This window comes from Shouchella miscanthi (genome assembly GCF_007725405.1).
Lineage (GTDB): Bacteria > Bacillota > Bacilli > Bacillales > Bacillaceae_D > Shouchella > Shouchella hunanensis.
This window is the reverse complement of the sequence record NZ_CP042163.1, coordinates 450,686-474,147: the sequence shown is the minus strand read 5'-3', so window position 1 is coordinate 474,147 and position 23,462 is coordinate 450,686. Positions and strand designations below refer to the sequence as shown.

Genomic DNA, 23,462 nt, shown 5'->3' with positions numbered 1-23,462 from the left:
TGGTTTCATATTGGATACTTTCTTACAAAAATGTGCGTACTTACATCCTTCTGGTCTTCTTTATATACTAACAAGAGTAGTGAATAGAAAACAGCAAAATCGCTTAACCTTAAATGGAAAGAGTAAAGGAGAGATTGATTATGACGGATTTTTATAAGGCACTTGAAAATCGCCGCTCGTACCATATCGTTGGCAAAGAAGAAATCGTTTCAAAAGAACGTGTGGAGGACATCGTTAAACATGCAGTAAAATACGTTCCTTCTGCTTTTAATTCCCAATCCGCGCGTGTACTTGTCCTTTTTGATAAAGAGCATGATGCTTTTTGGGAGAAGACGACAGAAATTCTTAAAGAAGTTGTTGGTGATGGGGACTTCTCATCCACTCAAGCAAGAATGGATGGGTTCAAAGGCGGTTATGGAACAATATTGTTCTTTGAAGATCAGAGTGTCGTTGAACAGCTACAAGAGTCATTTGCACTCTATGCAGACAATTTCCCAGTTTGGTCAGAACAGTCTTCAGGTATGTTGCAATATGCGATTTGGACTGGACTTGAAATCGAAGGACTAGGTGCGTCTTTACAGCACTACAATCCACTCGTTGATGAAATGGTTGCTTCGACATGGTCTATTCCAAAAGAATGGAAATTACGCGCACAGATGCCATTCGGAAAACCTGCACATACACCAGGTGAAAAAGACTTTGGTTCAATCGATGCAAGGGTAAAAGTAGTGAAATAGGCACTTCATGAGTGACAAAGTGATTGGATGCAAACAAACCGTGTTGCATCCTTTTTTATTTTGTTTGATTTGTCCGAGTCGATTTGTGCTTTTCAATACAAATCCAACCCAACAGCATGAGCCAAAACAGAGCCATAACGATTAGTAAAATAACGGTTGGTTCTTCTAGAAAATAACCGATCAGTACACCTATCAACAAATACGGTAAAAGCAAAATAAAATAGTTTACCCAATGTCCAGACACCGCAAACACCTCCAACCCTAACCACCTATAGCCCTTACCACAAAAATAAAACCTCCAAGTGAAATCACTTGAAGGTTCATACAGCCAGCCACCTGTATCTATTTATAAATAATTTACAACTCGCCATTCGTCGTTATCTGCGATAATTAAGTCTAAGTTCAATTTCTTTGCCAACAATTTCGCGGCAACAGGATCATTAAAGGTTTTATCCAAATGGCTGTTTGAGTCCTTGAAGGTCACCGTTACCCCATTGACAGTACGTTCTACTTTGTACATTAAGGGATCACACCTCTCAAAATTAGCCCACTTTTAAGTCAACGTACTAAGTATCTCATAGAACCATTTAAATTGAAACAGCAGAAGGCTGCCTTAACTCGATTCACACATTTTCATATAAGTAGCTCTGAATGGCTTAGGTATCCACCTCACCCATCGTCAGATCCAACGTCTGAATGCTTCTACACATGTACTTTTTTAAAAAGCAGTTTATCTAGTAACCAGACCGGGTATTGATTGAAGTCATTGTTTTTTGTTATGCTTTTTAACTAAAGGGGGATTATTGATGAACCATAGACAAAATCAAACTGCGTTTATGTTGATTAACAAAATTCAAAACCATTTGCTAAAAAAACACGAAACATGCAAAGAACTGGATTTATCTTACGCCGATTTAATTTATTATGTGACATCGTCTTATCCTGAATTAGAAAAGCCACTCCATCAAAGTATTTCAATACGGAATCGTGTTTTTCGCTCTGTATTAATATCTTACAAAGAACTACAAGCTGTCCGTCGATTAGCAAAATCATTAAAAATATCATAATGTACTATGTCACTTTTTGAGAGCTGCATGACAGCTTATATCCTACTTACTTATTGATCGCAGATCGCACTTAACGCGTGCCGCTCTCCAAACTTGACAGCTCTCTTCTCCCCTCTTTTGTTGTTTCTTTCATCCATTGACATGACAAGATTTACGAAGTTAGGGATGAGTATGATGAAACAGCCTACATATACAAAGGGGAATGAAAAGCAAGAGAGCACCTTCTTTTCAATTATCTTCACTTGACTCAAGAAAAGAGGAAACGAATGTATACAGATGAAGAGCTAACCATACGTCCAATTCAGCAAAATGATTTAACGACACTGTGGGAACTGATTTATAAAGAGGCAAATCCAGAATGGAAACAATGGGATGCTCCATACTTTCCTCATAGCCCGATTGCTTATGAAGCTTTTATGCACAAAAGTGAAAACTGGGTAAACCAGGATGATTGTTGGGTGGTCACAGTGAATAACATGATCTGCGGAACAGTCAGCTTTTACTATGAAGATGCACAAAAGATTTGGCTTGAAATGGGAATCATTTTTTACCAGGGGGCGCATTGGGGTCATGGTTTAGGTACCCGTGCTTTAAAGCTGTGGATGAACCACCTCTTTCGAACAACGGATCATGTTCGACTGGGCTTAACAACTTGGTCTGGAAATAAACGGATGATTCGTGTAGCAGAAAAACTCGGCATGCAAATGGAAGGTCGAATTCGTAACGTCCGTTACTTCAATGGCCACTACTATGATTCCATTCGCATGGGCATCTTAAGAGAAGAATGGAACAACAATTAGAGCACGAGGCTGGGACAAAAGTAGATAGACAGACCAAAATGACGAACATTCCTGAAAATAGGAACGTTCGTCGTTTGTTTTATATGAAAATTAGCGGAAGGAGAATCCGAAGACTCCTGGGGGATCAGCACGTGTCTGAAGACTCTGGAGTGGTGGTTTGCCACGGAGGAGGCTGAGGCCGTGTCCCCGGAAAGCGAAGGATTCTCCTGTAGCGGTGCTACTCAGCATATTTTAGACTATTCGTCTTTTCAAATACTACTTTCAGTTATGTCCCAGCCTCTTTCCTACGTTTAGTCAATAGGGTTTTTATAATAATTCTGATGATGTTATTTTTAAATCTAGGCATAGGAAATAAACCTTATCCCTGTCTATTTTTAAATAAGGTTCCTATGGTATACTACAGTTATTGGTCCATTGAGACCGCGTGCGAGTAATCGTACTCTGTATGATTCCTAGCCATGGAATACATACACTTTATGAGCTTGTTCATACAAGCGACAACGGCAACCTTGTCCTTCTTGGGGGTAGGTTGCTTTTTTAATTTGTAATAATACTCGACAATATGATTAGGAGCTGCTTTCTGCTGGCGGATCATGTTCCGAATGATGAGATATAAAATCTTTCTCCCTTTGGGATTTCCACGTTTATTAATATGGTCTTGTCCATGATATTTGCCAGATTGATATCTGCGGATATCAATTCCCACGAAGGCGTTCACTTTTTTGTGATTTGAGAAGCGGGACAGATCACCAAGTTCCCCCATCACAAGAGCTGCACTAATTTCTCCAATACCAGGTACGCTAAGAAATAAATCAAACTCAGGAAGGTTTTTGGCCTCCTCGATCAGTTCTTTAGATACGCGTTCTTTTTCTTCTAAAAGATGAAGAAGCTGACGCGCATAGTATCGTACCTTTTGAGTTTGAACACTCTCTGTAGAGACGGCTGGGTAAGAAGAGTGAGCGTAGCTCATGATCTCGACTGCTTTCTGTTTTGCGCGATTCTGTGAAATGTTTTTTAACGTATGATTGATGAGCTGATTTTTAATTTTTGTGATACTCGACCTTAAAACAAGATCGGGATGAGGAAAGAGCGCAATCAGACTTAAAGCGTAAGGTGTAATTCGACTCGAGAAAAATTGTTCAAGCTCTGGGAAACTAAGCTGGAGTGCATTGTGTAGATACATACGCATCCGTTTAATTTCCTCTTCAATCTCTTGATAAAAACGCGAGAGGTCACGCAGATGTTGATAGATGATGGATTGCGTTTGATTTTCCTCTCTTCTGTGAAGGGAATGAGACTGAGCTAATAAGTGGGCATCGTGTTTGTCGGTTTTCCAGCTTCTGAGTGTCCCTTGCTCAAGCTGTTTTTTAGCCTCTAACGGATTAAGAATACAGTAACGTAAAGCATTCCTTTGGCAAAACGTCTCCACTGGTTTAGAATAAATCCCTGTGGCTTCAAAGACAACGGTCACACTACCTGGAAGGGTCTGAATGTGATCGAATAGCTGTTGAAATCCTAGTTGATTATGAGCAATTTCTTCTTCGTACAAACATCTTTGGTCTTGATAAATGACCGAGTAACTTTTCCCCATTGATACATCTAAAGCGACTACAAACTCCATCATTGTTCCTCTTTTCATTTAGCATTGAAAGGTCTTCACTTAATCATTCCGATTCTAATTTCCTCTACACGAGCTCAATGGCCCCAACATACTTAAACCTGATTCAGTAATGAAAGTGAAGAAGCTCGGTTTTTAATACGGATTCTAGATCCTTGAGGCTTAGGTCGAGCTTTCTTTCACCTCTCACTATACGCCTAAACGAAAAATAGTGGGTAAGATTCATCCGTCGATGATCTTACCCACTAATCTTAGTATGTTTTTTAAAATTGACCTTTTCTAGTACACTTGATAAAGTAAACAGAATTGAAAAAAGAAAGCCGGGCTTTAACATGAACCGAAAAAATGTCAAGAAACAACCACTTATATGGATGATAGTGCTTGTTCTTCTAGCAGTCTCCTCTATTCTGTTTGTATTGAATAATTATTCTTTTTATGAAAGACCTATTGCGACGATAACCGATGTGACCAGCTATGAAGAAGAGCATGTCATCGATCAATTCGGCAATGAAGATACGCTTTATTCGCAGGCCATTACCGCAAAAATTCAAAATGGAGAGCATCAAGGTCAAGCTATTACACTAGCAAATCACTATTCTGATTCCGGAGCATATGACCAAGCATTTGCGCCTGGGGATGATGTCTTTATTTGGATTGATTCGTTTGAAGAAGAAGAGCTGTCGGGTTCCATTACCGACGTGAAGCGCGACCATTACCTCGTTATTGTTGCATGGCTGTTTTTATTCGTGCTCATGGCAGTTGGAAAACGACAAGGACTCTATTCTGCTCTATCATTAGGTGTGAATGGCCTCATCTTATCAATCGCCCTAGACGTTTATTTACAAGCATCTAACGATTGGTTGCTGGTCATTTGCGCGGTCAGCTCTATTCTTTTCACAGTGATAACCTTACTACTTGTAAATGGAGCAAATGAAAAAACGTATACAGCAATTCTTTCAACGCTCATCGTCACTACGATTACAATGACGTTCGCTTACGTTGTCCTAACTCTATTGAATAACAATGGTCTACGATTTGAAGAGATGCAGTTTTTAACCCGACCCTATCACACTGTTTTTATGGCTGGGGTGTTAATCGGTATATTAGGGGCAGTGATGGATGTATCCATTACGATGTCCGCCTCTATTTTTGGCATGTACGAGGAAAACGAAGCCATTGATGAAGCCACATTGAAAGCTTCAGGATTGGAAGTGGGACGAGATGTAATGGGAGCAATGATCAACATTATGTTCTTTGCTTACATAAGTGGATCGATTCCAAGTATCCTTCTCTATTTTAAAAACCATTCACCGCTAGAATTTATCGTATCGATTAATTTATCGTTAGAATTGGCACGCGCATTAGTGGCGGGGATTGGCATTGTTCTAGCCATTCCTGTTGGCCTCTATTTGTCCCTCTATTTCGTCCGTAAAAGGAGGGCTAAACATTGAATGTTCTTACCGTTTTAACAGTACTTCTATTCATCCTCATGATTGCCGTTGGTGGTAAAAAAGGGGCGCGATCTTTTGCCGTCTTGTTCTTAAATTTTATCATTCTCTTCGGTGGAATTGTCTTTATGACAAACCCCGAGGCGCATCCGTTGGTGATAACGTTTATTGCTTGTACCTTAATTGCCGCTGCAACCCTCTTTATTATTAATGAATGGAGCAGTAAGTCCATTACAGCCTTTGTCTCAACAATGCTGACAATTGGGGTTCTGTTAGTCTTTATCTCTTTTGTAACGAACCATACAATGATTCAAGGGTTTGGTGAGGAAGAAATTGAAGAGCTTGGGTCCTTTTCCATTTTAATCGGACTCGACTTCACACAAATTGCCGCTTCCGTCATTGTGATGAGTACAATTGGCGCTATTGCTGATACGGCAATCTCCATTACGTCTCCAATGCAAGAATTATACAAGCAGCATCGAGATGCGAATGTAAAACGTCTATTTCTCTTCGGAATGAAAATTGGACGGGATATTCTAGGAACGAATGCCAACACCTTATTCTTTGCGTTTTTTGGCGGACAGCTCGCACTCTTAATTTGGTTTAAAGACTTATCCTATACACTAGGCGAAATGGTAAACGCAAAAGTGTTTGCAAACGAACTGATCACGATCTTCTGTGCCGGAATTGGGGTTGCACTCATTATTCCAATTACAGCAATCCTGAGCGCCCTGCACCTCGTTCATGAAAGTCGAAAAAAAGACCGCAATCCTTAAGGGTTGCGGTCTTCGTCATTAACTTGCTTCTTCAGATACATCAATGCGAAGAGAATCATCTTTATAATCATCCACATTCAAATCTTTTTTCACTTTTGATGTGAAAATACCGGATATCATACTTCCAGACACGTTTACAGCTGTACGTCCCATATCAATTAGCGGTTCAATTGAAATTAACAACCCAGCTAACGCAATCGGTAAATCCATCGCGGCAAGTACAAGAATTGCGGCAAACGTCGCTCCGCCACCTACACCAGCGACACCAAATGAACTAATAGCAATCACAACAAGTAGCATCGCTATAAAACCAGGTTCAAACGGGTTTTGTCCTACTGTCGGTGCAATCATAAATGCAAGCATAGCTGGATAAACGCCAGCACAACCGTTTTGACCAATTGATAAACCAAATGATCCTGCAAAATTCGCCGTTCCTTCTGGTACGCCTAATTTCTTTTGTGTTTGAATATTCATCGGTAAAGCAGCTGCGCTTGTTCGTGACGTAAACGCAAACGCCAACACTGGAAATGCCTTCTTCAAATACTGCACCGGGCTTAATCCCATAAATAATAAAATGAGTAAATGCACAAGGAAAACAGCGGCTAATGCCACATAGGAAGCAATAACAAACGTTCCTAATGTCATGACAGCACCTAAATCACTTTGCGCTACAGTAGAGGTCATAATGGCGAGTACCCCATATGGTGTTAAGCGTAAAATAAGTGTCACAACACGCATCACAACGGAGAATATTGCACCAATAATTTTTTCAAACATCTCAGCCGCTTGCGGTTCTTTACGACGAACACCTAAGTAAGCAACTCCTAAAAATGCTGCAAAGATTACCACACCTAATGTTGACGTTGGTCGCGCTCCTGTTAAATCAGCGAATGGGTTTGTCGGGATAAGCTGAACAATTTGCTGAGGAATGGTTGTGCTTTCCATCGTGTCATAACGCTCTTCCATTGACAGACCCCGCTCTTGCTCAGCGGAACCCACCTGAATATCATCTGCACTTAGATTAAACACGGAAGCAGACGTAAATCCAATTGCACCTGCAATAATAGTCGTTACAACAAGCATCCCTATCACAAGTCCGCTAATCTTGCCTACCTCTTTTGCAGCTTTTATCCGTGTAAAGGCAGATAAAATCGCCACAAAAATAAGCGGCATCATAATCATTTGTAAAAAGCGAACATAACCTGTTCCAACAATGCCTATCCAATCCATCGCATTGACGATAACGTTTGATTCTGGATCAAAGAAAAATTGAAAAATAAAGCCAAGCGCGATACCTGCTCCTAAAGCGGTTAATACGCGTACTGAAAACGATAAATGCTTTCGTTGCATCCAAAAAAGGATTGCAGCGACGATTACAACTGATGCTACAACCGCAATCGTTAAACCAACATCCATCCATAACCCTCCCTATACTATTAAAAACGTTTCTTTTTTTCTACCACTTACTTTATTCCTTTAAATCCGATTAGTCAACTAGACATTCTTCATTTATATCAATTTTTTTATTAAGTGTAGCGAGTACCATTTTACCAGTTACACAATTACAGTGTCTATTCACATTTAACAGCGTTAGAGAGTGTCATATGAGTGGACAATTCAGTATAATTAGCGCAATCTTCTTAGCAAACATTACCTCCCAGATGAAATCCTCTTATGATATATATGCAAACAGCAAAAAAATCCGAACCAAAAGGTGATTCGGATCTTTCGCTTCTTTTCACCATCGTTTACTGAATGTCGTAACCAAGGTCTTCTATCTTTAGTTTGAGCATCCCCTTGTTGACTTGATCGCTATCAAACGTAATCGTAACACGTCCTTCGTCTAGCTTAACAGTCACGTTGTCAACACCATTCATGTTTCCAACGCCAGTTTCTATGCTTGAGACGCAATGTCCACAAGACATGCCACTTACCTTTAATTCAATTGTTTTCATTTATTGTTCCTCCATTCTATTTCTTTGGTCTATTCCTTAGTTGACTTCAATCACAAAAGGAAAAGCGATAACTCCTTCATCGCGATACTGAAACTCTGCCCATAGCTTATAAGTGCCCGACTGAGTAAAATGAGCATCGAAGCGGGTATCGTCATGACTAACTGGATGAACGTGAATAAACGCTTCTACTGCTTCATCTAAAATGACGACATGACCAAGTGCACCTAAATACGGCTCAGGCGTTTCACCGTGTAAGTCAAACACAAGTTGGACGGGTTCATCAACTTTGGCTTCAACCGCTTCCAGCGTGACCGTTTTGCCTTCGACTTCTTTTGTCCAAAGCACGTTTTCCTCCAACTGTGTTTTCTCCGTCGTCTCTTCGCCTATTTGCAAGGCATTTGCAGAAGGAGTATACATTTTTCCTTTCGGTGAAACATCAACAAAAATCTGATACTCTCCGTCAGCAAGAGATTGGTTGATAACAAACACCCCTTCACCTTGCTTTTCTGGGTGCAGGTGCAAATACTGCTTCAAGTCATTGGACACCACAATCACATGCATTTCTTGTTCATGAGAGACTTCTAACTCAGGTGGGTTCCCTTCCTCATCTTCAAGGTGGATCATTAATTGGTCATCTTGGTATCTTACATGTGTTAGGACTTGTGATTCATCCGTTCCCTGACCTTCATGTTCATTGTGATTCACATCAGGCTCCTGCCCAAGCTCTTCACTGTGTGCCTCGTGCATCGTGCCACTTTGAAAAATATTCTCACCCGTAATTAAACCATATGCTGTCACAACCAAAATAAGATAAGCAATTCCAATTAGCACCCATGCCTTACTGTTCACGAGAATCACCTTCTTTCTTAAAGCGCATTCGTTGTAAACGTAGCGCATTTAAGACGACTGAAACCGAGCTAAATGCCATCGCTGCCCCAGCTACCCAAGGTGCTAATAACCCCGCGGCAGCAATTGGAATACCTGCTGAATTGTAAACAAATGCGAAGAATAAGTTTTGTTTAATATTTCGCATCGTTTTTTCACTAAGTTGAATGCTGTCAGCCACGCTTTGCAAATCGCCTCGCATTAACGTCACATCTGCCGCTTCGATTGCTACATCAGTTCCTGTACCAATCGCCATTCCAACATCCGCTACAGCCAATGCAGGTGCATCATTCATTCCATCTCCAACCATAGCCACTTTCTTACCTTCTAGCTGAAGCTTTTTTATTTCATCCGCTTTTTGCTCTGGAACGACTTCAGCGATGACGCGGTCAATACCTACTTGATTACCAATGGCCGTCGCTGTTTTTTCGTTATCGCCTGTTAGCATGATAACCTCTAGCCCAAGGGACTTCATCCGTGCTACCGCTGCTTTTGACGTGTCTTTAACCGTATCTGAGACAGCGATAAGGCCTGCTATCTCGTTGTCAATCGCGATTACCATCGCTGTTTTCCCTGCTGTTTCAAGAGTTGCCATCTTTTCTTCAATCAATTGACTATCAAGTTGATGCTGCTTCATTAACTTTCTTGTTCCAATATAAAGGGTCTTACCATCCACTTGGGCCTCTACCCCAAATCCAGGCAACGCCGTAAACTCTTCCGGCTCTAGAATAGAGATGCCTCGCTTCTTTATGCCGTCAACAATCGCTTTAGCAAGTGGATGCTCAGAATGTTTCTCAGCAGCACCTACAAGTGCTAATACATCCTGTTCCGTTCCATTTACAATGTCTACATTCGTTAACTCTGGCTCACCTTTTGTTACTGTTCCTGTTTTATCAAGCACGACCGTCTGGATATTCCGCGTATGCTCTAAATGCTCGCCACCTTTAAAAAGAACACCCATTTCCGCAGCTCTTCCTGATCCCGCCATAATAGACGTTGGAGTTGCCAGTCCGAGGGCACACGGACAAGCGATTACAAGTACCGTAATGAGTGGCACGAGAGCAGAACGGACATCTCCCGGCTCAATTAGGAAATACCATGCAAGAAAAGAACCTACTGCAATAAGCACGACAATCGGCACAAATACGCCTGACACTCGGTCGGCAACGCGCTGAATATCAGCTTTACTACCTTGCGCCTCCTCAACCACTTTTACAATTTGCGCGAGAGCTGTATCTTTTCCCACTTTGGTTGCGTTCACCGTTAGCGTTCCATTTTTATTGATTGTTCCGCCGATCACAACATCCTTTGGCTTTTTATCAACAGGAATACTTTCTCCAGTAATCATCGATTCATCAAGGGCAGAACTTCCTTTTACAATTTCTCCATCTACTGGTATTTTTTCGCCGGGACGAACAATAAACGTGTCACCAACAACAACCGCTTCTACAGGGACTTCCACTTCTAAACCATCTCGCACTATACGTGCGGTTTTCGCTTGCATATCGAGTAACTTTTCAATTGCTTTCCCTGTTCGACCTTTTGCACGCACTTCAAACAGCTTCCCTAAAATAACAAGAGTAATGATGACTGCGGCTGCTTCAAAGTAAAGTTCAGGCATCCCTACTTGCCCATTAATATGCCATTCATAGCCTAAGAAAAGACTATAGAAGAAAGCGACGGTCGTTCCAAGCGCAATTAAGACATCCATATTGGCGCTCTTACTTCTGAGCGCTTTATAGGCTCCTTTATAAAATTGCGCTCCAGCAATAAATTGGACAGGCGTAGCAAGAGCAAGCTGCACCCATGGATTCATAAACATGTCAGGCATATAGAGAAAGGATGTAAATTCAAAATGCGTCACCATTGTCCATAACAGTGGCAACGATAAAATCGCCGCAAAGATAAATTTCCCTGTTTGATTTCGAATTTCTTTATCCCGATAGTCAGCTGTTTCTTCATTTGAGTCTTGTTCGTTTAACGTATAGCCAATCTTTTTTACTGCTTCTTTTAAATCAACTGGAGTCACTTCACTTGAATTGTATTCAACAGTGACGTTCTCAACGGCAAAATTAACGCTCGCACTTGAAACACCGTCTATTCGTGTTAGCTTTTTTTCAATTCGGTTTGCACACGCTGCACACGTCATACCAGTAATAGCAAAAACAACTTTTTCCTTACTAACGTTGTACCCTAGGTGTTGAATTTTTTCTTCAAATGCCTTTGGGGTTATTTTCTCTGAGTCGTAGCGTATCTTTGCTTTTTCTGTCGCAAAGTTAACATTTGCCTTATCAACGCCATCAAGTCGAGTTAATCCTTTTTCAATCCGGTTAGCACACGCCGCACACGTCATACCCTCTATTGGTATATAGACTTCTTTTTCCACAATCGTTCCGCCTCCTTCTTCACTAGAATGTCAATGATCCGTTCTGATCATGTTAAACAGCTTATCCGTAAAATAGTCATGTTTCTTCACACACCAATCATAACATACCCCCCTACGGTATACAAGAGAGAGTAGACTATTCCCTTTTTCTTATCGGTAATCTACACCTTTCAACCTTTCAGGCAATTGATCAAAAAATGGTATGATTGAGAAAATGACATTTAACCTTATTTAAAAGGGTTAAGGAAGCAGGCAAACATGACACTTGAAGAACAACTTTTTGATGCAGCAGCAACCCTTATTTATGACCGTTATCCTACTGGCTGGGGAGGAGCCGCCGCTCTTGCATTAGATAACGGAAGGATTTTAACAAGCATCGCACCAGAAGTAGTCGTTGCTTCAACAGAACTATGTATGGAAACTGGCGCTATATTAGAAGCTCATAAATTAAACCGTCCTGTGACCCATTCTCTTTGTCTTATGCGAGAAGATGAGCACTCTCCCCTTACAATTTTATCTCCTTGTGGAGTATGTCAAGAACGACTATTTTATTGGGGATATGGGGTAAAAGCCGCCGTATCAAATCGAGAACAAGCCTTGATTTTTAAAACATTGAAAGAACTTCAACCTCACCATTGGCATGCGGCATTTGAGTGAAATTAACATAATAGGAGGGGTGTATTCAGAACAGAGAGCACTTACATCCCTTCATTGAATTGATGCTAACCTGCTCATTTATGTAAAACGTGATTTAAAGATAAAAAAAGACTGATATCTATTCAGTCTCCAATGAACCCTACACACTTATTGACATCATCACTTCTTATAGCGATAACCCACACCCCATACCGTTTCGATGCTATCAAATTCGATTCCGTTTACTGACAATTTGTCACGAATTTTTTTAATATGTACGGTTACTGTTGTATGATCACTAGCAGGATCCATCCCCCAAATTCGTTCGTATAAATGTTCTTTCGTAAAGACCTGTCCTGGATGAAGAGCAAGGAACGCGAGCAACTCAAATTCCCTTGCTCTGAGTTGAATCTCTACTCCATCTACTTGAATGCTCCTAGCCGTGTGATCAACACATAAACGCCCAATCGTTGTCAATTCTGTTGGTTGTTCATGTAAAGACACAAGACGCTCATAGCGTGCTAGATGGGCTTTTACTCTTGCCACTAGTTGATTTGGATTAAAAGGTTTAAAAATGTAATCATCAGCACCCAAGCCCAATCCTCGGATTAAATCGATCTCTTCGACGCGAGCCGTCACCATCAGAATAGGCACTTCTTTTACTTCTCGAATTTTTTTACAGACAGCAAACCCATCTAAACCTGGGAGCATGACATCTAGTACTATTAAATCAAAGTCACTTGTAAGTGCTCGTTCAAGACCTTCATGACCATTATGCTTAATTTCTGCTTCAAAACCATTAATTTCGAGATAGTCTTTCTGCAACTCTGATATCGTTTTCTCGTCTTCAACAATTAAAATCCTTTTCATCTTTTTCACCTCTCTTGTTTTCATCGACTATTGGCAAAGTGAACTGAATGGTAGTACCTTCGTTAACCTTACTTGTAATATCCACCATTCCTTCATGAGCTTCAACGATTTGCTTGACAATGGCTAACCCAATGCCACTTCCTCCTTGATTTGTTCCTCGAGAAGCCTCGGCCCTAAAAAATCGATCAAACACGTAAGGTAAAGCCTTTTCTTCAATGCCTTGACCATTATCTGTAATAGAGATACATACAACTTGCCCTCTTTCACTTGCATGTACGTGTATTCTTTTTTCATCTTGATTCATAAATTTAACGCTATTAGCTAAAAGATTAGCAAACACTTTATAAAGTTGAGCTCGGTCAGCTAAAACAAGGGTGTCTGGATGAATACTTACATTTGATTCAATTTCAACCTCATCGTATTCCAATTGAAATGCTTCGATAATATCTCTTAGATAAGGGCGAAGGTTTACACACTCAAAATGAAATGGAATACTATTTAAATCCAGTTTTGAAAAGAGCAAAAGTTCATCAATTAATTGATCCATTTCTGAGGCTTTTGTGTGGATAATTTGAATATATTTATCCAATTTATTCTGATCCCTTGCAACACCATCAATGATTCCCTGAATATGCCCCTTAATTGAGGTAATCGGTGTCTTCAAATCATGCGAGATATTATTAATTAATTCTTTGCGGTTTTCGTCATATTTTTCTTGAAGCGCCATTGATTGCTTTAATTGCAGCCTCATTTCCTCAAAAGCACCAGCCAAATCGCCAATTTCATCATTTCGCACAATACCAGTTTGTTCATTTAAATTCCCACTAGCAATCTCTCCTGCAACACGGTGCAACTTTTTTAATGGCTGTATAATATGCTTTGATATGACATACGTAATCACACCATTTGTCAAAATAAAGGCAACAATAAATCCAGTAATAACGAGCGGAATGATGTTGGTTAGAAAGTCACTTACAGGTTCAACATCCAATGTAAAGAAGAGTGATCCATCGTCGCCATCAGTGAAACGAAAATCGGTTCCTGTATAGAGCCAATACTGACCGTCTTCACCTATTTGACCTTGATGATTCACATATGGATCAGACTCGCTTAACTGGTGCGCCGGTAAATAAGAGTAAAAAGTAGATGTATCTGTTTGCTGTCCATTTGTGAGCGTATCCCCTTTTCGAACGAAAATAGCGATTTGCCGATGTCCTAAAAGATTCTCATATTGAGAGATAATCGACTCCTCTAATAGCTCATCTGGATTCGAAAGAGCGACTTGTTTCAACTCCGTAATGGCAGCCAATTCTTCATAGAAAAACGCTTCAACCGTTCGATCATCAACCTGATAAAAATCTTTCATTTCTTCAATATTATTTAAAAATAGATGAAAAAGAAGATGAAGAAAGAGAATGAAAAGGCCAATGGGAATAATGGTCATTAATACATATGAAAGAATCAGCTTTACTCGTATTGACATCATTTCTCTCCTTCCTCTGTCTGCTTTTTCATTATAATCGATCTCTTTCTCTAAAAAAACGAAATGCTAACTAATCGAGCGTTGTTTCTCTAGGTTTGTTTTCCGTGAGGAGCGCTTAAACGGCAACCACCAGTTCCAATCACCTAAAAGCTTCATTGTCGCTGGGACTAAAAACAGTCGCACGACCGTTGCATCGAGAGCAATGGCAAGAGCCATTCCAAACCCTAGTTGCTGCATAGGGAGTACGCCAGCAAACGCAAATGATCCAAAAACAGCTACCATAATTAACGCAGCTCCAGATATCATAGGCGCTGTCTTTTCTAACCCTAGCGCCACGCTTTCCTCATTCGATACACCTTTCATATATTCTTCTTGTACACGACTCAACAAGAACACTTCGTAATCCGTACTTAAACTGAATAAGAGGCCTAGTAACAAAATCGGAATAAAACTTTGGATAAAACCAAACTCACCGAAACCGAATATTTCCGATCCCCATCCCCATTGGAACACTGCGACAAGTACACCATACGTAGCACCTAGGGAGAGAATATTCATGATAATCGCTTTAAGCGGTAATAGTACGCTTTTAAACGTGATGACCAGTACAATAAATAGAAGCGCTAAAGTAAAGGCTAAAACCCCTAGCAAGCTATCATTTAACGATTGACTAGTGTCTAGTCCTTCTGCCGTCTCTCCACCTACGAGAACGGTCCATCCGTCCTTAGAAGAATGATTCGAACGAATTTCTTTTACAATCCCTCGGTTCGCTTCACTAGAAGAGTAATCATTTGAGATGACATCAAAGATGACTACATTCTTCTCTTCTCCAAGATTTCGATTTAGCATCATCCATTCACCTGCGGAAAGAAGATCTTGGTTATCTGTTAGAATGTCGCTAATAGAATCCATGGTCATATCTGGGAAGAATGAGAAGAGTGAATTGACTTCTTCAACATTCGCTATACCTTCTAACTCTTCCTGTAATGATTGAAGATTCGTAAGTGATGCTTCATCGGTTAATTCTCCCTCTTCTGTCGATACAACGACTTGAATAGGGGCGGAATAACCAACACCAAATCCATCTTCCAAATCACTTATACCACTACGAACTTGCGTATCTTCTGGCAGCATGCGTGAATCCGGCGTTGAAACTTCGAGTTCAAGTGCAGGCCAAGCAAGTAAAAGAAGAAAGAAAACAGAACCTGCAAAATAAAGAATTGGTCGCTTCATTACTTTATGAGCAAGTTTATACCATGTACCTTGCTGATTTGGAACTGTACGGAGCGACATAAAAGGAACTCTTAGTGCATTAATCTTTGGTCCTACTATTGCTAAAAATGCAGGTAGTAATGATAAACTAGTAAGCATTAAAAAGAACACAACAACGATGACACCTAGAGCGATGGAACGGACAGCAGCTATATCAACGAATAAGATGGCAGACATGGAACCAATAATCGTTAAAGCAGAGAATAAAATAGCGTGACCCGCTGTACCCATCGTCTCTGCGACTGCATCAAGATGGTTGCCACTCGTTTTCTCTAACTGCTCTCGATAACGTTTGACAAAGATGAGAGCAAAATCAATCCCTACACCTATCCCTAACATTAATGCTGCATCTAACACAAAAATGGATAATTCAATTCCCTGAGCGAAAAAGTAAAGGACACCTAATGAAGCGATGATTGAAAACCCAGATAAAAGCAAAGGTGTTAAGGAAGATACAACAGAACGAAACACGAATAATAAAACGATAATAATAATAGGCAAAGCGTATAAGTGTGCTTTCTCAAGTCCTTCTTGACTCAATTGGTTCATTTCACCCCAAAAAGCGGGAGCTCCTAAAACCGTCGCTTGAAAGCCATCTTGATCTATCGCTTCTGTCAGACGCTCTTGAATGTCAGGTAATACCTTTTGAGCAAACCCTTCATCTACATTCATTTCAACAAACCCAATACTTGTATGACGCTGATCAGAAACAAATTGATCTTTTATACGCTCTTCCGCATTAACCCACGTATAAACACTTTCTATCTCGTCTTCATCTGATAACGATGCTGACGCCTGCTCTAATGCTTCTGTAAATTCTGTAGAACCAACTTCATACGTATCGTGACTCATTACGAACGTTAACGATGTGGCATTCCTAGATTCAAACTCTTCTGAAACAAGTTCGTATGCTTGATTTGACCCCGATCCAGGAACACCCCAGCCCCCTCCAGTCAAATACCCGCCTACTTGAGTAGCGTAATAACCGCCAAATACAATCAAGACGATCCAGACACCAACAACACCCCACCTATATGTGGCCATCCATTTACCAATTCTCTTTAAACCACGTTCCATTCTGTACACTTCCTCCTTTAGCTTCCCTTTTCTATTTTTTCATTGTAGTCGCAACTTCTAATCATTCTGTGAAATAAATCTTATCTTTTTCTTAACTCTTTCATCACAGAAAAAGGGGATGTATTTAGCATTCATTTTTATATCAAGAGTTCTCATTTTAATGAGCTTCAAGAAGCCCGTACGTACTCCAAGAATCCCTTTTGTATAAGATCAAAACTTGGAAACATACTAAACTGACTTCCCAAAGGGGGAATACGATGTTTTCAACAGATTTTGATCAGAACACGACTCTGTTTCTTCAAACACTAGGCGATCAATCTGACCTTAACCAGAAGCATGTTTACCTTGCTGGGTTGGAACGAGTTGGGGTTTTTTATTTACTTGGAGAATTTGATGATGAAAAGCTTAATCGTTCACTCGATTACATGAATCGTTTAAACGTGCGTGTCCTAAACGAAAGAGATTTGGAGATAGAAGCTACAACGCCCATATTATGTCTAGCTGAATCCACGCTTTCAGATTCGCTTGCTGCTGTGTCCACTCTATATAAAGGTCGCTGTGTGTTTTTTATGGAGGGGGTGCCTTTTGCATATAGCCTTCAAATCAATAAGCACCTACAAAGAAGCTTGGAAGAATCAGCAACTGAAAGAGTCATTAGAGGACCGCGGGCCTCTTTTCTTGAAGATGCTTCTACAAATATCTCTTTAATCAGACAGTTTGGCGAAGATGAAAACTTACTAACCGCCAAGCACAGCATTACGCATAATAAAAAAACGAAAACCGTTTATTATATGTACAACAAAGAGAACACACCTTCTTCAACGGTTACTGAAGTAGAAAATCGACTGAAGTCCATCAATCATCCAAATATTGAAGACTCTGGAAAGATGGAAAGTTTTTTAGACAACTCCCCCATCTACTCTCCTTTTCCACAAATTCAAAGCACCGACCGAATTGATCGGATTTTGGCAGGCTTTGAAGAGGGCAGAGTCGCTATTTTTGTAAACGGATCACCGTTTGTCTTTATGGTGCCTACAACGTTTGAACAACAAATGCAAGCACCAGACGATTATTATGAACGGTGGATGATTAGCTCTGCTATTCGAATATTACGGTATATCGCCCTTTTTATTACGATGTTTGTTGCACCGATTTACATTGCCCTTGTTTCATTTCATCAAGGGTTAATTCCAAACGAATTGTCAATGACTATTATGAACTCACGAATGAATATTCCATTCCCAGCTGTAGGGGAAGTGATTCTCATGACACTCTTTATAGAGCTACTCCGAGAAGCCAGTATACGATTGCCTAATCCTCTTGGACAAACGATTGGATTAGTTGGAGGCGTCGTCATTGGACAAGCTGTCGTTGAAGCGAACTTGGTCAGCTCCATCATGGTCATTGTAATCGCTATTACGGCCATCGCATCTTTTGCTGTTCCTCTGTACAGTTTAAGCACGTCGTTTAGGATTCTAAGTGTCTGCTCCATCACGCTTGCTTCTACATTAGGATTATACGGCGTTGTGATTTACTTTATTGCGGTAACGATACACCTCTCTAGCTTACATAACTACGGTGTTCACTATTTTTCTTTTAAATTTTCTTTGAAGAGACACGGCATATATGACCTTATCGTACGTCTTCCAACAGTCTTGAAGGATAAAAGAGGTGTTTAAATGGGTCAAATTCAAACTAGCCACACGTTGACTACTTATCAATTAACCGTGTCCTTATTATGTGTGCTTTTGGGGGTTGGTGTTATGAACCTACCGCGTACATTAACGGTTGACATTGGAACTGCAGACGGTTGGCTTTCTATCTTATTTGGAGGGATTTTGATTACCCTTCAGTATGCCTTTGTTTGTTTTGCCTTTAAGCGACACAACGTGCATTCCATTGATGAGTACACAACAAAAGCATTCGGTGCTTTCATTAGTAAAGCGATCTGTCTACTACTAACAATTTATTTTCTCCTTCTTGGCGGCTGGCAGGCTGTTGCGATGAGCGAAATGATTCGCTATTTTCTTTTAGAAAGTACCCCTCATTACGTATCCATCGTAACGGTTCTATTGTTATGTGCGTTTGCTGTGTACTACTCCTTACCTACAATCGTGCGAGTAGCATGTTTCTTTTTACCACTGACCGTCGTCGTTCTATTCTTAGTTTTATTGATAGGGTTTAGAGATGCATCTATTTTAAATATACGGCCCGTCGCACCAGAAGGGATGCTCCCTATTTTGCTTAATAGCAAAAATGGACTTCAATCGTTTCAAGGCATCGAAGTGATTTTTATCTTACTGGCTTCCATTCAAAAAACGGTCCGTCCTATTAAAGCCGGTTTGGGGGCGTTAATGTTTGCTACATTGCTCTATGCATTCACTTACCTTATTGTTGTCGCGACTGTAGGAACTGTAGAAGTTCAACTGTTGACTTGGCCAACCATTACGTTGACCCATGCATCAGAAAGCAGCCTATTGTTTACCGAAAGAGCAGACTCTTTTCTTATCACCACATGGATTCTACAGTTTTTCCTAACCAGTTTATTTACCCTTTATAGTGCTGTTTTTCTTTTGAAAAAAGTCTTCCCGGTTTCAAGGAATTGGCTCATTCCACCAGCAACTATCAGTATGATCGGTCTCGCTTTATGGCCACAAACAATTGATGACATTACAAAAGTATCCGAGTATCAGCAATTTGCGTTTGTTTCATTCTTTTTTATTCTTCCAGTTACTTGTTATGCCCTAGTTTCGTTACGAAAGAAGGCTCACCTATGAAGAAGTGGTTTCAGTGCATCTTTATTGTATCGTTACTCCAGTTAACTGCATGCTGGGACAGCTCAAATATTGAAAGCTTGTCGTTCGTCATGGGCGTGGGCATTGAAGTACAGGAAGATCAAGAGGATACTATTGGTTTGTTAACTCAATTGTATCTCCCTCTAAGCGATGAAAACATCTCTTCTAGTATTTCTTATCGCAATAAGTATTCAACAGGAAATTCCGTCCTCGATGCCATTCGCCACCTAGAATTAATTGATCAAGGTATTATGAGTGATCATCAAATGATTCTTGTTTTAGATACGGATGCCGTGAAGAAATGGGGAGTGGAGAAGTTGATTAATCAAAAAATTAGAGATGAACGGACAAAGAGAGGCGTTAAAGTGGTCCTAACAAATGAATCCTTGGGCACCCTCTTTTCCTATCCTAAAGGAAATAATGCATCGCCAACTTCCAAAACGATTGACGATTTAAGTGAAAATAAAGATCGTACCACAGAAATTCCAGCACCTGTGACGCTAGGCTTACTCGCCGACTCAGCAAGTCGTCATCAATCCATCGTATTACCAAACGTCCGCGTGAAAGACGATAATATAAAATTCGATGGTGGCTATATTGTAAAGAATGGAGAAGAAATGGGGACTTATGTATCTCCTTATCAAGTGAGTCTGTTGAATTGGCTTACTGGAGATATAAAAGGTGGTGTTCTTACAAAAGTGGTCAATGGCAATCGAACTGTCTATGAGATATTGGATGTACATTTGGACTCCATAGAAACATCGCTAACGAATGATCGTCTGCGAATTGATATTAAAGTGAGTAGCGACGGACGTTTAGCCGAAAACTGGGATCCACATGAAGATGCTTATGATGCACAGTACTTAAAAAACTTAGAAAAAGAATTACAAGCACAACTGACATCTGACGTTGAAACGATGATCCATGAATTACAACATGAATTTAAAACCGATCCAGTGAACTTACAACAATACGTCAAGATTCAACACTATGACTTCTGGGAAAAAAAGCAGAGCAATTGGGATGCTGTATTCGAACAAGCAGACATTCATTATGAAGTCGATCTTTCCATCATTGATTTTGGGACCAGAGGGAATCGATCAGAAATACACGAATAGCTTCGCAAACCTTCATTGTTCCTCATGACAAATAAAGAGAAGCCACGTTTCCATATGACTTCTCTTTATTCGCTCTTTTACAGCAGAATCCCTTATCACAGCACCTCTGTTATTCTGCTTGGAACTCGCTCATAAATTCAATGGTGTTTCCATCTGGGTCATTTATAAATACTTGATGAAACCCACTTGTACTGTATCTCTTTTCAATATACAAAACACCTTGATTGTGTAAGTGACGGACAGTTTCATCAAAATCTGAGACATGAAAGGCTACGTGTCTCCCTCTCGTGTTGATAGACGTTTCTTTTTCCTTCAATTTTAACTGTCCGTCTTCAATTAAATGGAGCTGCTGCTGACCAAGTGCATACCAGAGTCCTACAAACGTAAATGGTGGTCGTTTTAGTTGTTGAAGCCTCAGAACATCACCATAGAATGCTTTTGCTTTTTCTATATCTGTGACGACAAGACTAATGTGGTGGATACCTGTTGGATTCATGCTTCAACCTCCTCGCTATCGACCATTATTGTAACGTTAATATTAACTGAAGCGCATTCTCTTTATTAACTGCGTCTTTTCTAATAGCAGCAATCTGAGTAACGTCGTCATTTATATCAATCGTATCGAATAAGGAATGGTGATCTAGTTTTAAACCAACTAACTGTTCTTCAGATTCACCCTCTTCTACGCCATAAACATGAGACGAAGCGAATACTTCTTCATTTACTTGGTCATTAATTTCATCTAACGGTTCAAACATACCACTTCCAACAAATGTTTGAAAGGATGCTTCATCAAAAATGTACAAATCAGGTCGTTCCGTTGCTAAGAGAACGGTACTTCTCTGCTGAGCTCCTACATCCAATAAATTTTCAGTATCAGTAGAGTGATAGGTTAACGTCGCATCTACTCTACTCCAGTCAGGCATCAGCGCTAAAATTGTCTCTTCAACCACTTCTTCTGCTTCTTCATCCAATCCCGGATGTAGAAATGAACCGTAAAACATGATCTCTACATTCGCATCCGGTAATGCCGCAAGCTCTTGCCGCTCTTGATAATTAGAATAAATGGTTGATCCAACCATAATAAGGACACCTACTAAAATAACAGCAGCGACTGTATGAATTTTATAATAATAGAAAAAGTGACTTGCTTTGTCTTTCATTGTATCATTTTCATTAATTGGCCCATAATCGCGATGATTTCGAATTCGTGTATACGCTTCCGTTTTGTCGTCCAGTGAAATCGATGGATCTGCCTTTTGTTTGCGGATCCATCGCATGTATTGCTTCTCAATTTCTTCATCCGTTGCATCCTCAGAAAGGTCTAAACATCGGTACGCTTCTTGTAAATTCATAGAGACCCCCTTTATCCTATCTTTATTATAAAGGATGCCCTTCTCTATGATAAGGTTTTATTCAGCTACACTTTCAGCGATCATTAAGGAATAACTCGGCAAAGGCTGTAGCTATTTCCATGTCTTCTTCTTTAACATTTTTAGTAGGCTCACCTTTTGCCATACAGTAACGACACTTGTTTCCGTATGCGAGGCATTCATTGAAGACTTGAACTGTATAGCTACTCCAATGAACCACGTAATCCTGTCTGAAGTTCCAATGAATGGGTCTTATAGCTCATTCAATCAAGAACAGACTTTCTTAAGGCAAAAATAAGTTGGCTTTTCCGTTACCTACGTATAATGCTTTTTCAGCATTTCTAAGATCCCTTCAGTATAAGAGCCATTCGTCATTTGATTATGCTTTTTTTGCGCTTCACTCGTTGCATTGCCAACCAGGTACCCATGCTTCACAAATTTTAATAACTTGATGTCATTACCACTGTCACCGAAGGCTAGTGTGTCATCAACATGGACATTAAACCATTGACACATAAAAGCAGCTACAGCATCTTTTCCACTTGCTTCCTTTGGAACAAAATCAACGTCATATGCGTATGTTGGATCTCCAGCTTTCGGGTTGCACCGATTTATATTCAATCCTACTCCATATAAAGAGGCAACTTGTTTAATCACGTTCATATGATAAGCTGTTAAAGAACTTGAACGAATAAAATAGTAATAGTTTTTCTTATAAGCAGACTGTCCATATTGACTTTGAGAGACCAATTCAATTTGATACATGTTCTTTAGTTCAGACACGACTTCAGCAGACATTCTATGGAACTCAATACGGTTTGGAAGGCTTTTTTCCCACAGTTTATTCGATTCAATCTTTCCATCTATTAGAACATGGAATACATCTGTTCCTAGATTTGAGCAGATAAAATGAGGAGAAAAACGCATACCCGCTTGTTTTACTTTGGACAGTAGATGACATGTATCGCTTCCAGTAATCCAGCCAATTTGAAAGCCATATTGTTGGGATGCCTCCTGCAAGAAGTCTTCTAATTGCTGTATGTCTTTTCTTTGCTTCGCTGTACATTCATGAGCAAAATAGGTTTCATCAAAATCACAAAACACAAGTGAACGTGTCTTTTTTGGAAATGGGAATGGTGGCGGGAATTGAATGGTTTGCATGTAAC

General features: G+C 40.1%; 22 protein-coding genes. 9 read left to right on the top strand and 13 right to left on the bottom strand.

Annotated elements, in window-relative coordinates; translation table 11 throughout:
• Window positions 1-137 precede the first annotated feature (137 nt).
• On the top strand, window positions 138-737 hold the full coding sequence (locus FPV17_RS02450) for a nitroreductase family protein (RefSeq protein WP_144560394.1): 600 nt from the start codon (window positions 138-140) through the stop codon (window positions 735-737).
• A gap of 55 nt (window positions 738-792) precedes the next feature.
• On the opposite strand, the gene FPV17_RS02445 is transcribed toward FPV17_RS02450, so the two are convergent.
• Entirely contained in the window at window positions 793-996 is a 204-nt protein-coding gene (locus tag FPV17_RS02445) for a hypothetical protein (RefSeq protein WP_144557772.1), read from the bottom strand.
• Window positions 997-1,083: 87 nt separating this feature from the next.
• Entirely contained in the window at window positions 1,084-1,257 is a 174-nt protein-coding gene (locus FPV17_RS21645) for a hypothetical protein (RefSeq protein WP_186370706.1), read from the bottom strand.
• A 286-nt stretch (window positions 1,258-1,543) separates the two neighbouring features.
• On the opposite strand from FPV17_RS21645, the gene FPV17_RS02440 reads away from it, so the two are divergent.
• Both FPV17_RS02440 and FPV17_RS02435 read left to right on the top strand, forming a co-directional pair.
• Entirely contained in the window at window positions 1,544-1,804 is a 261-nt protein-coding gene (locus tag FPV17_RS02440; protein WP_035392853.1) for a hypothetical protein, read from the top strand.
• 266 nt (window positions 1,805-2,070) lie between these two features.
• Complete coding sequence (locus FPV17_RS02435; RefSeq protein WP_144557770.1) at window positions 2,071-2,604, top strand: GNAT family N-acetyltransferase; 534 nt, start codon at window positions 2,071-2,073, stop codon at window positions 2,602-2,604.
• Window positions 2,605-3,007: 403 nt separating this feature from the next.
• Here the strand turns inward: FPV17_RS02435 and FPV17_RS02430 are convergent, their stop codons facing one another.
• Window positions 3,008-4,228, bottom strand: coding sequence for an IS110 family RNA-guided transposase (locus tag FPV17_RS02430; RefSeq protein WP_246117084.1), 1,221 nt, complete (start codon window positions 4,226-4,228; stop codon window positions 3,008-3,010).
• Between the two features lie 326 nt (window positions 4,229-4,554).
• Here FPV17_RS02430 and FPV17_RS02425 point away from each other — a divergent pair, with 326 nt between their 5' ends.
• Both FPV17_RS02425 and FPV17_RS02420 read left to right on the top strand, forming a co-directional pair.
• Window positions 4,555-5,673, top strand: coding sequence for a YibE/F family protein (locus tag FPV17_RS02425; protein WP_035392856.1), 1,119 nt, complete (start codon window positions 4,555-4,557; stop codon window positions 5,671-5,673).
• Window positions 5,670-6,446, top strand: coding sequence for a YibE/F family protein (locus tag FPV17_RS02420; protein WP_035392857.1), 777 nt, complete (start codon window positions 5,670-5,672; stop codon window positions 6,444-6,446). Before FPV17_RS02425 ends, FPV17_RS02420 begins: the two co-directional genes overlap by 4 nt.
• A gap of 18 nt (window positions 6,447-6,464) precedes the next feature.
• Here FPV17_RS02420 and FPV17_RS02415 read toward each other — a convergent pair whose 3' ends face one another.
• The 4 genes from FPV17_RS02415 to FPV17_RS02400 form a co-directional block, all read right to left on the bottom strand.
• The gene (locus FPV17_RS02415; RefSeq protein ID WP_055737164.1) at window positions 6,465-7,862 is read right to left on the bottom strand and encodes an L-cystine transporter; all 1,398 of its coding nucleotides are present in this window, start codon (window positions 7,860-7,862) and stop codon (window positions 6,465-6,467) included.
• 332 nt (window positions 7,863-8,194) lie between these two features.
• Window positions 8,195-8,401: a copper ion binding protein gene (locus tag FPV17_RS02410; protein WP_144557768.1), complete on the bottom strand. Its 207-nt coding sequence runs from the start codon at window positions 8,399-8,401 to the stop codon at window positions 8,195-8,197.
• Window positions 8,402-8,437: 36 nt separating this feature from the next.
• The gene (locus tag FPV17_RS02405; protein ID WP_246117107.1) at window positions 8,438-9,250 is read right to left on the bottom strand and encodes a DUF8832 domain-containing protein; all 813 of its coding nucleotides are present in this window, start codon (window positions 9,248-9,250) and stop codon (window positions 8,438-8,440) included.
• Window positions 9,240-11,675, bottom strand: coding sequence for a heavy metal translocating P-type ATPase (locus FPV17_RS02400; protein ID WP_281284341.1), 2,436 nt, complete (start codon window positions 11,673-11,675; stop codon window positions 9,240-9,242). Before FPV17_RS02400 ends, FPV17_RS02405 begins: the two co-directional genes overlap by 11 nt.
• Before the next feature lie 255 nt (window positions 11,676-11,930).
• On the opposite strand from FPV17_RS02400, the gene FPV17_RS02395 reads away from it, so the two are divergent.
• Complete coding sequence (locus FPV17_RS02395) at window positions 11,931-12,329, top strand: cytidine deaminase (RefSeq protein ID WP_144557766.1); 399 nt, start codon at window positions 11,931-11,933, stop codon at window positions 12,327-12,329.
• A 159-nt stretch (window positions 12,330-12,488) separates the two neighbouring features.
• Here the strand turns inward: FPV17_RS02395 and FPV17_RS02390 are convergent, their stop codons facing one another.
• From FPV17_RS02390 to FPV17_RS02380, 3 genes are all read right to left on the bottom strand, one after another.
• Window positions 12,489-13,178, bottom strand: coding sequence for a response regulator transcription factor (locus FPV17_RS02390; protein WP_144557764.1), 690 nt, complete (start codon window positions 13,176-13,178; stop codon window positions 12,489-12,491).
• On the bottom strand, window positions 13,156-14,664 hold the full coding sequence (locus FPV17_RS02385) for a sensor histidine kinase (RefSeq protein ID WP_144557762.1): 1,509 nt from the start codon (window positions 14,662-14,664) through the stop codon (window positions 13,156-13,158). Before FPV17_RS02385 ends, FPV17_RS02390 begins: the two co-directional genes overlap by 23 nt.
• Window positions 14,665-14,727: 63 nt before the next feature.
• Entirely contained in the window at window positions 14,728-17,010 is a 2,283-nt protein-coding gene (locus FPV17_RS02380; RefSeq protein ID WP_060704188.1) for an MMPL family transporter, read from the bottom strand.
• 257 nt (window positions 17,011-17,267) lie between these two features.
• Here FPV17_RS02380 and FPV17_RS02375 point away from each other — a divergent pair, with 257 nt between their 5' ends.
• Genes FPV17_RS02375 through FPV17_RS02365 form a run of 3 tightly spaced genes read left to right on the top strand, consistent with a single transcriptional unit; the run spans window position 17,268 to window position 20,923 of the window.
• Entirely contained in the window at window positions 17,268-18,689 is a 1,422-nt protein-coding gene (locus FPV17_RS02375) for a spore germination protein (protein ID WP_144557760.1), read from the top strand.
• Window positions 18,690-19,787 (top strand): GerAB/ArcD/ProY family transporter, encoded by a 1,098-nt coding sequence (locus FPV17_RS02370; RefSeq protein ID WP_144557758.1) that lies wholly within the window; start codon window positions 18,690-18,692, stop codon window positions 19,785-19,787.
• The gene (locus FPV17_RS02365; protein ID WP_144557756.1) at window positions 19,784-20,923 is read left to right on the top strand and encodes a Ger(x)C family spore germination protein; all 1,140 of its coding nucleotides are present in this window, start codon (window positions 19,784-19,786) and stop codon (window positions 20,921-20,923) included. The genes FPV17_RS02370 and FPV17_RS02365 overlap by 4 nt, the downstream gene beginning before the upstream one ends.
• A gap of 109 nt (window positions 20,924-21,032) precedes the next feature.
• Here FPV17_RS02365 and FPV17_RS02360 read toward each other — a convergent pair whose 3' ends face one another.
• The 3 genes from FPV17_RS02360 to FPV17_RS02350 form a co-directional block, all read right to left on the bottom strand.
• Complete coding sequence (locus tag FPV17_RS02360) at window positions 21,033-21,419, bottom strand: VOC family protein (protein ID WP_035392891.1); 387 nt, start codon at window positions 21,417-21,419, stop codon at window positions 21,033-21,035.
• Window positions 21,420-21,444: 25 nt separating this feature from the next.
• Window positions 21,445-22,278: a hypothetical protein gene (locus FPV17_RS02355; RefSeq protein ID WP_035392892.1), complete on the bottom strand. Its 834-nt coding sequence runs from the start codon at window positions 22,276-22,278 to the stop codon at window positions 21,445-21,447.
• A 333-nt stretch (window positions 22,279-22,611) separates the two neighbouring features.
• On the bottom strand, window positions 22,612-23,457 hold the full coding sequence (locus tag FPV17_RS02350) for an HAD-IIB family hydrolase (protein WP_144557754.1): 846 nt from the start codon (window positions 23,455-23,457) through the stop codon (window positions 22,612-22,614).
• Between the last annotated feature and the right edge of the window lie 5 nt (window positions 23,458-23,462).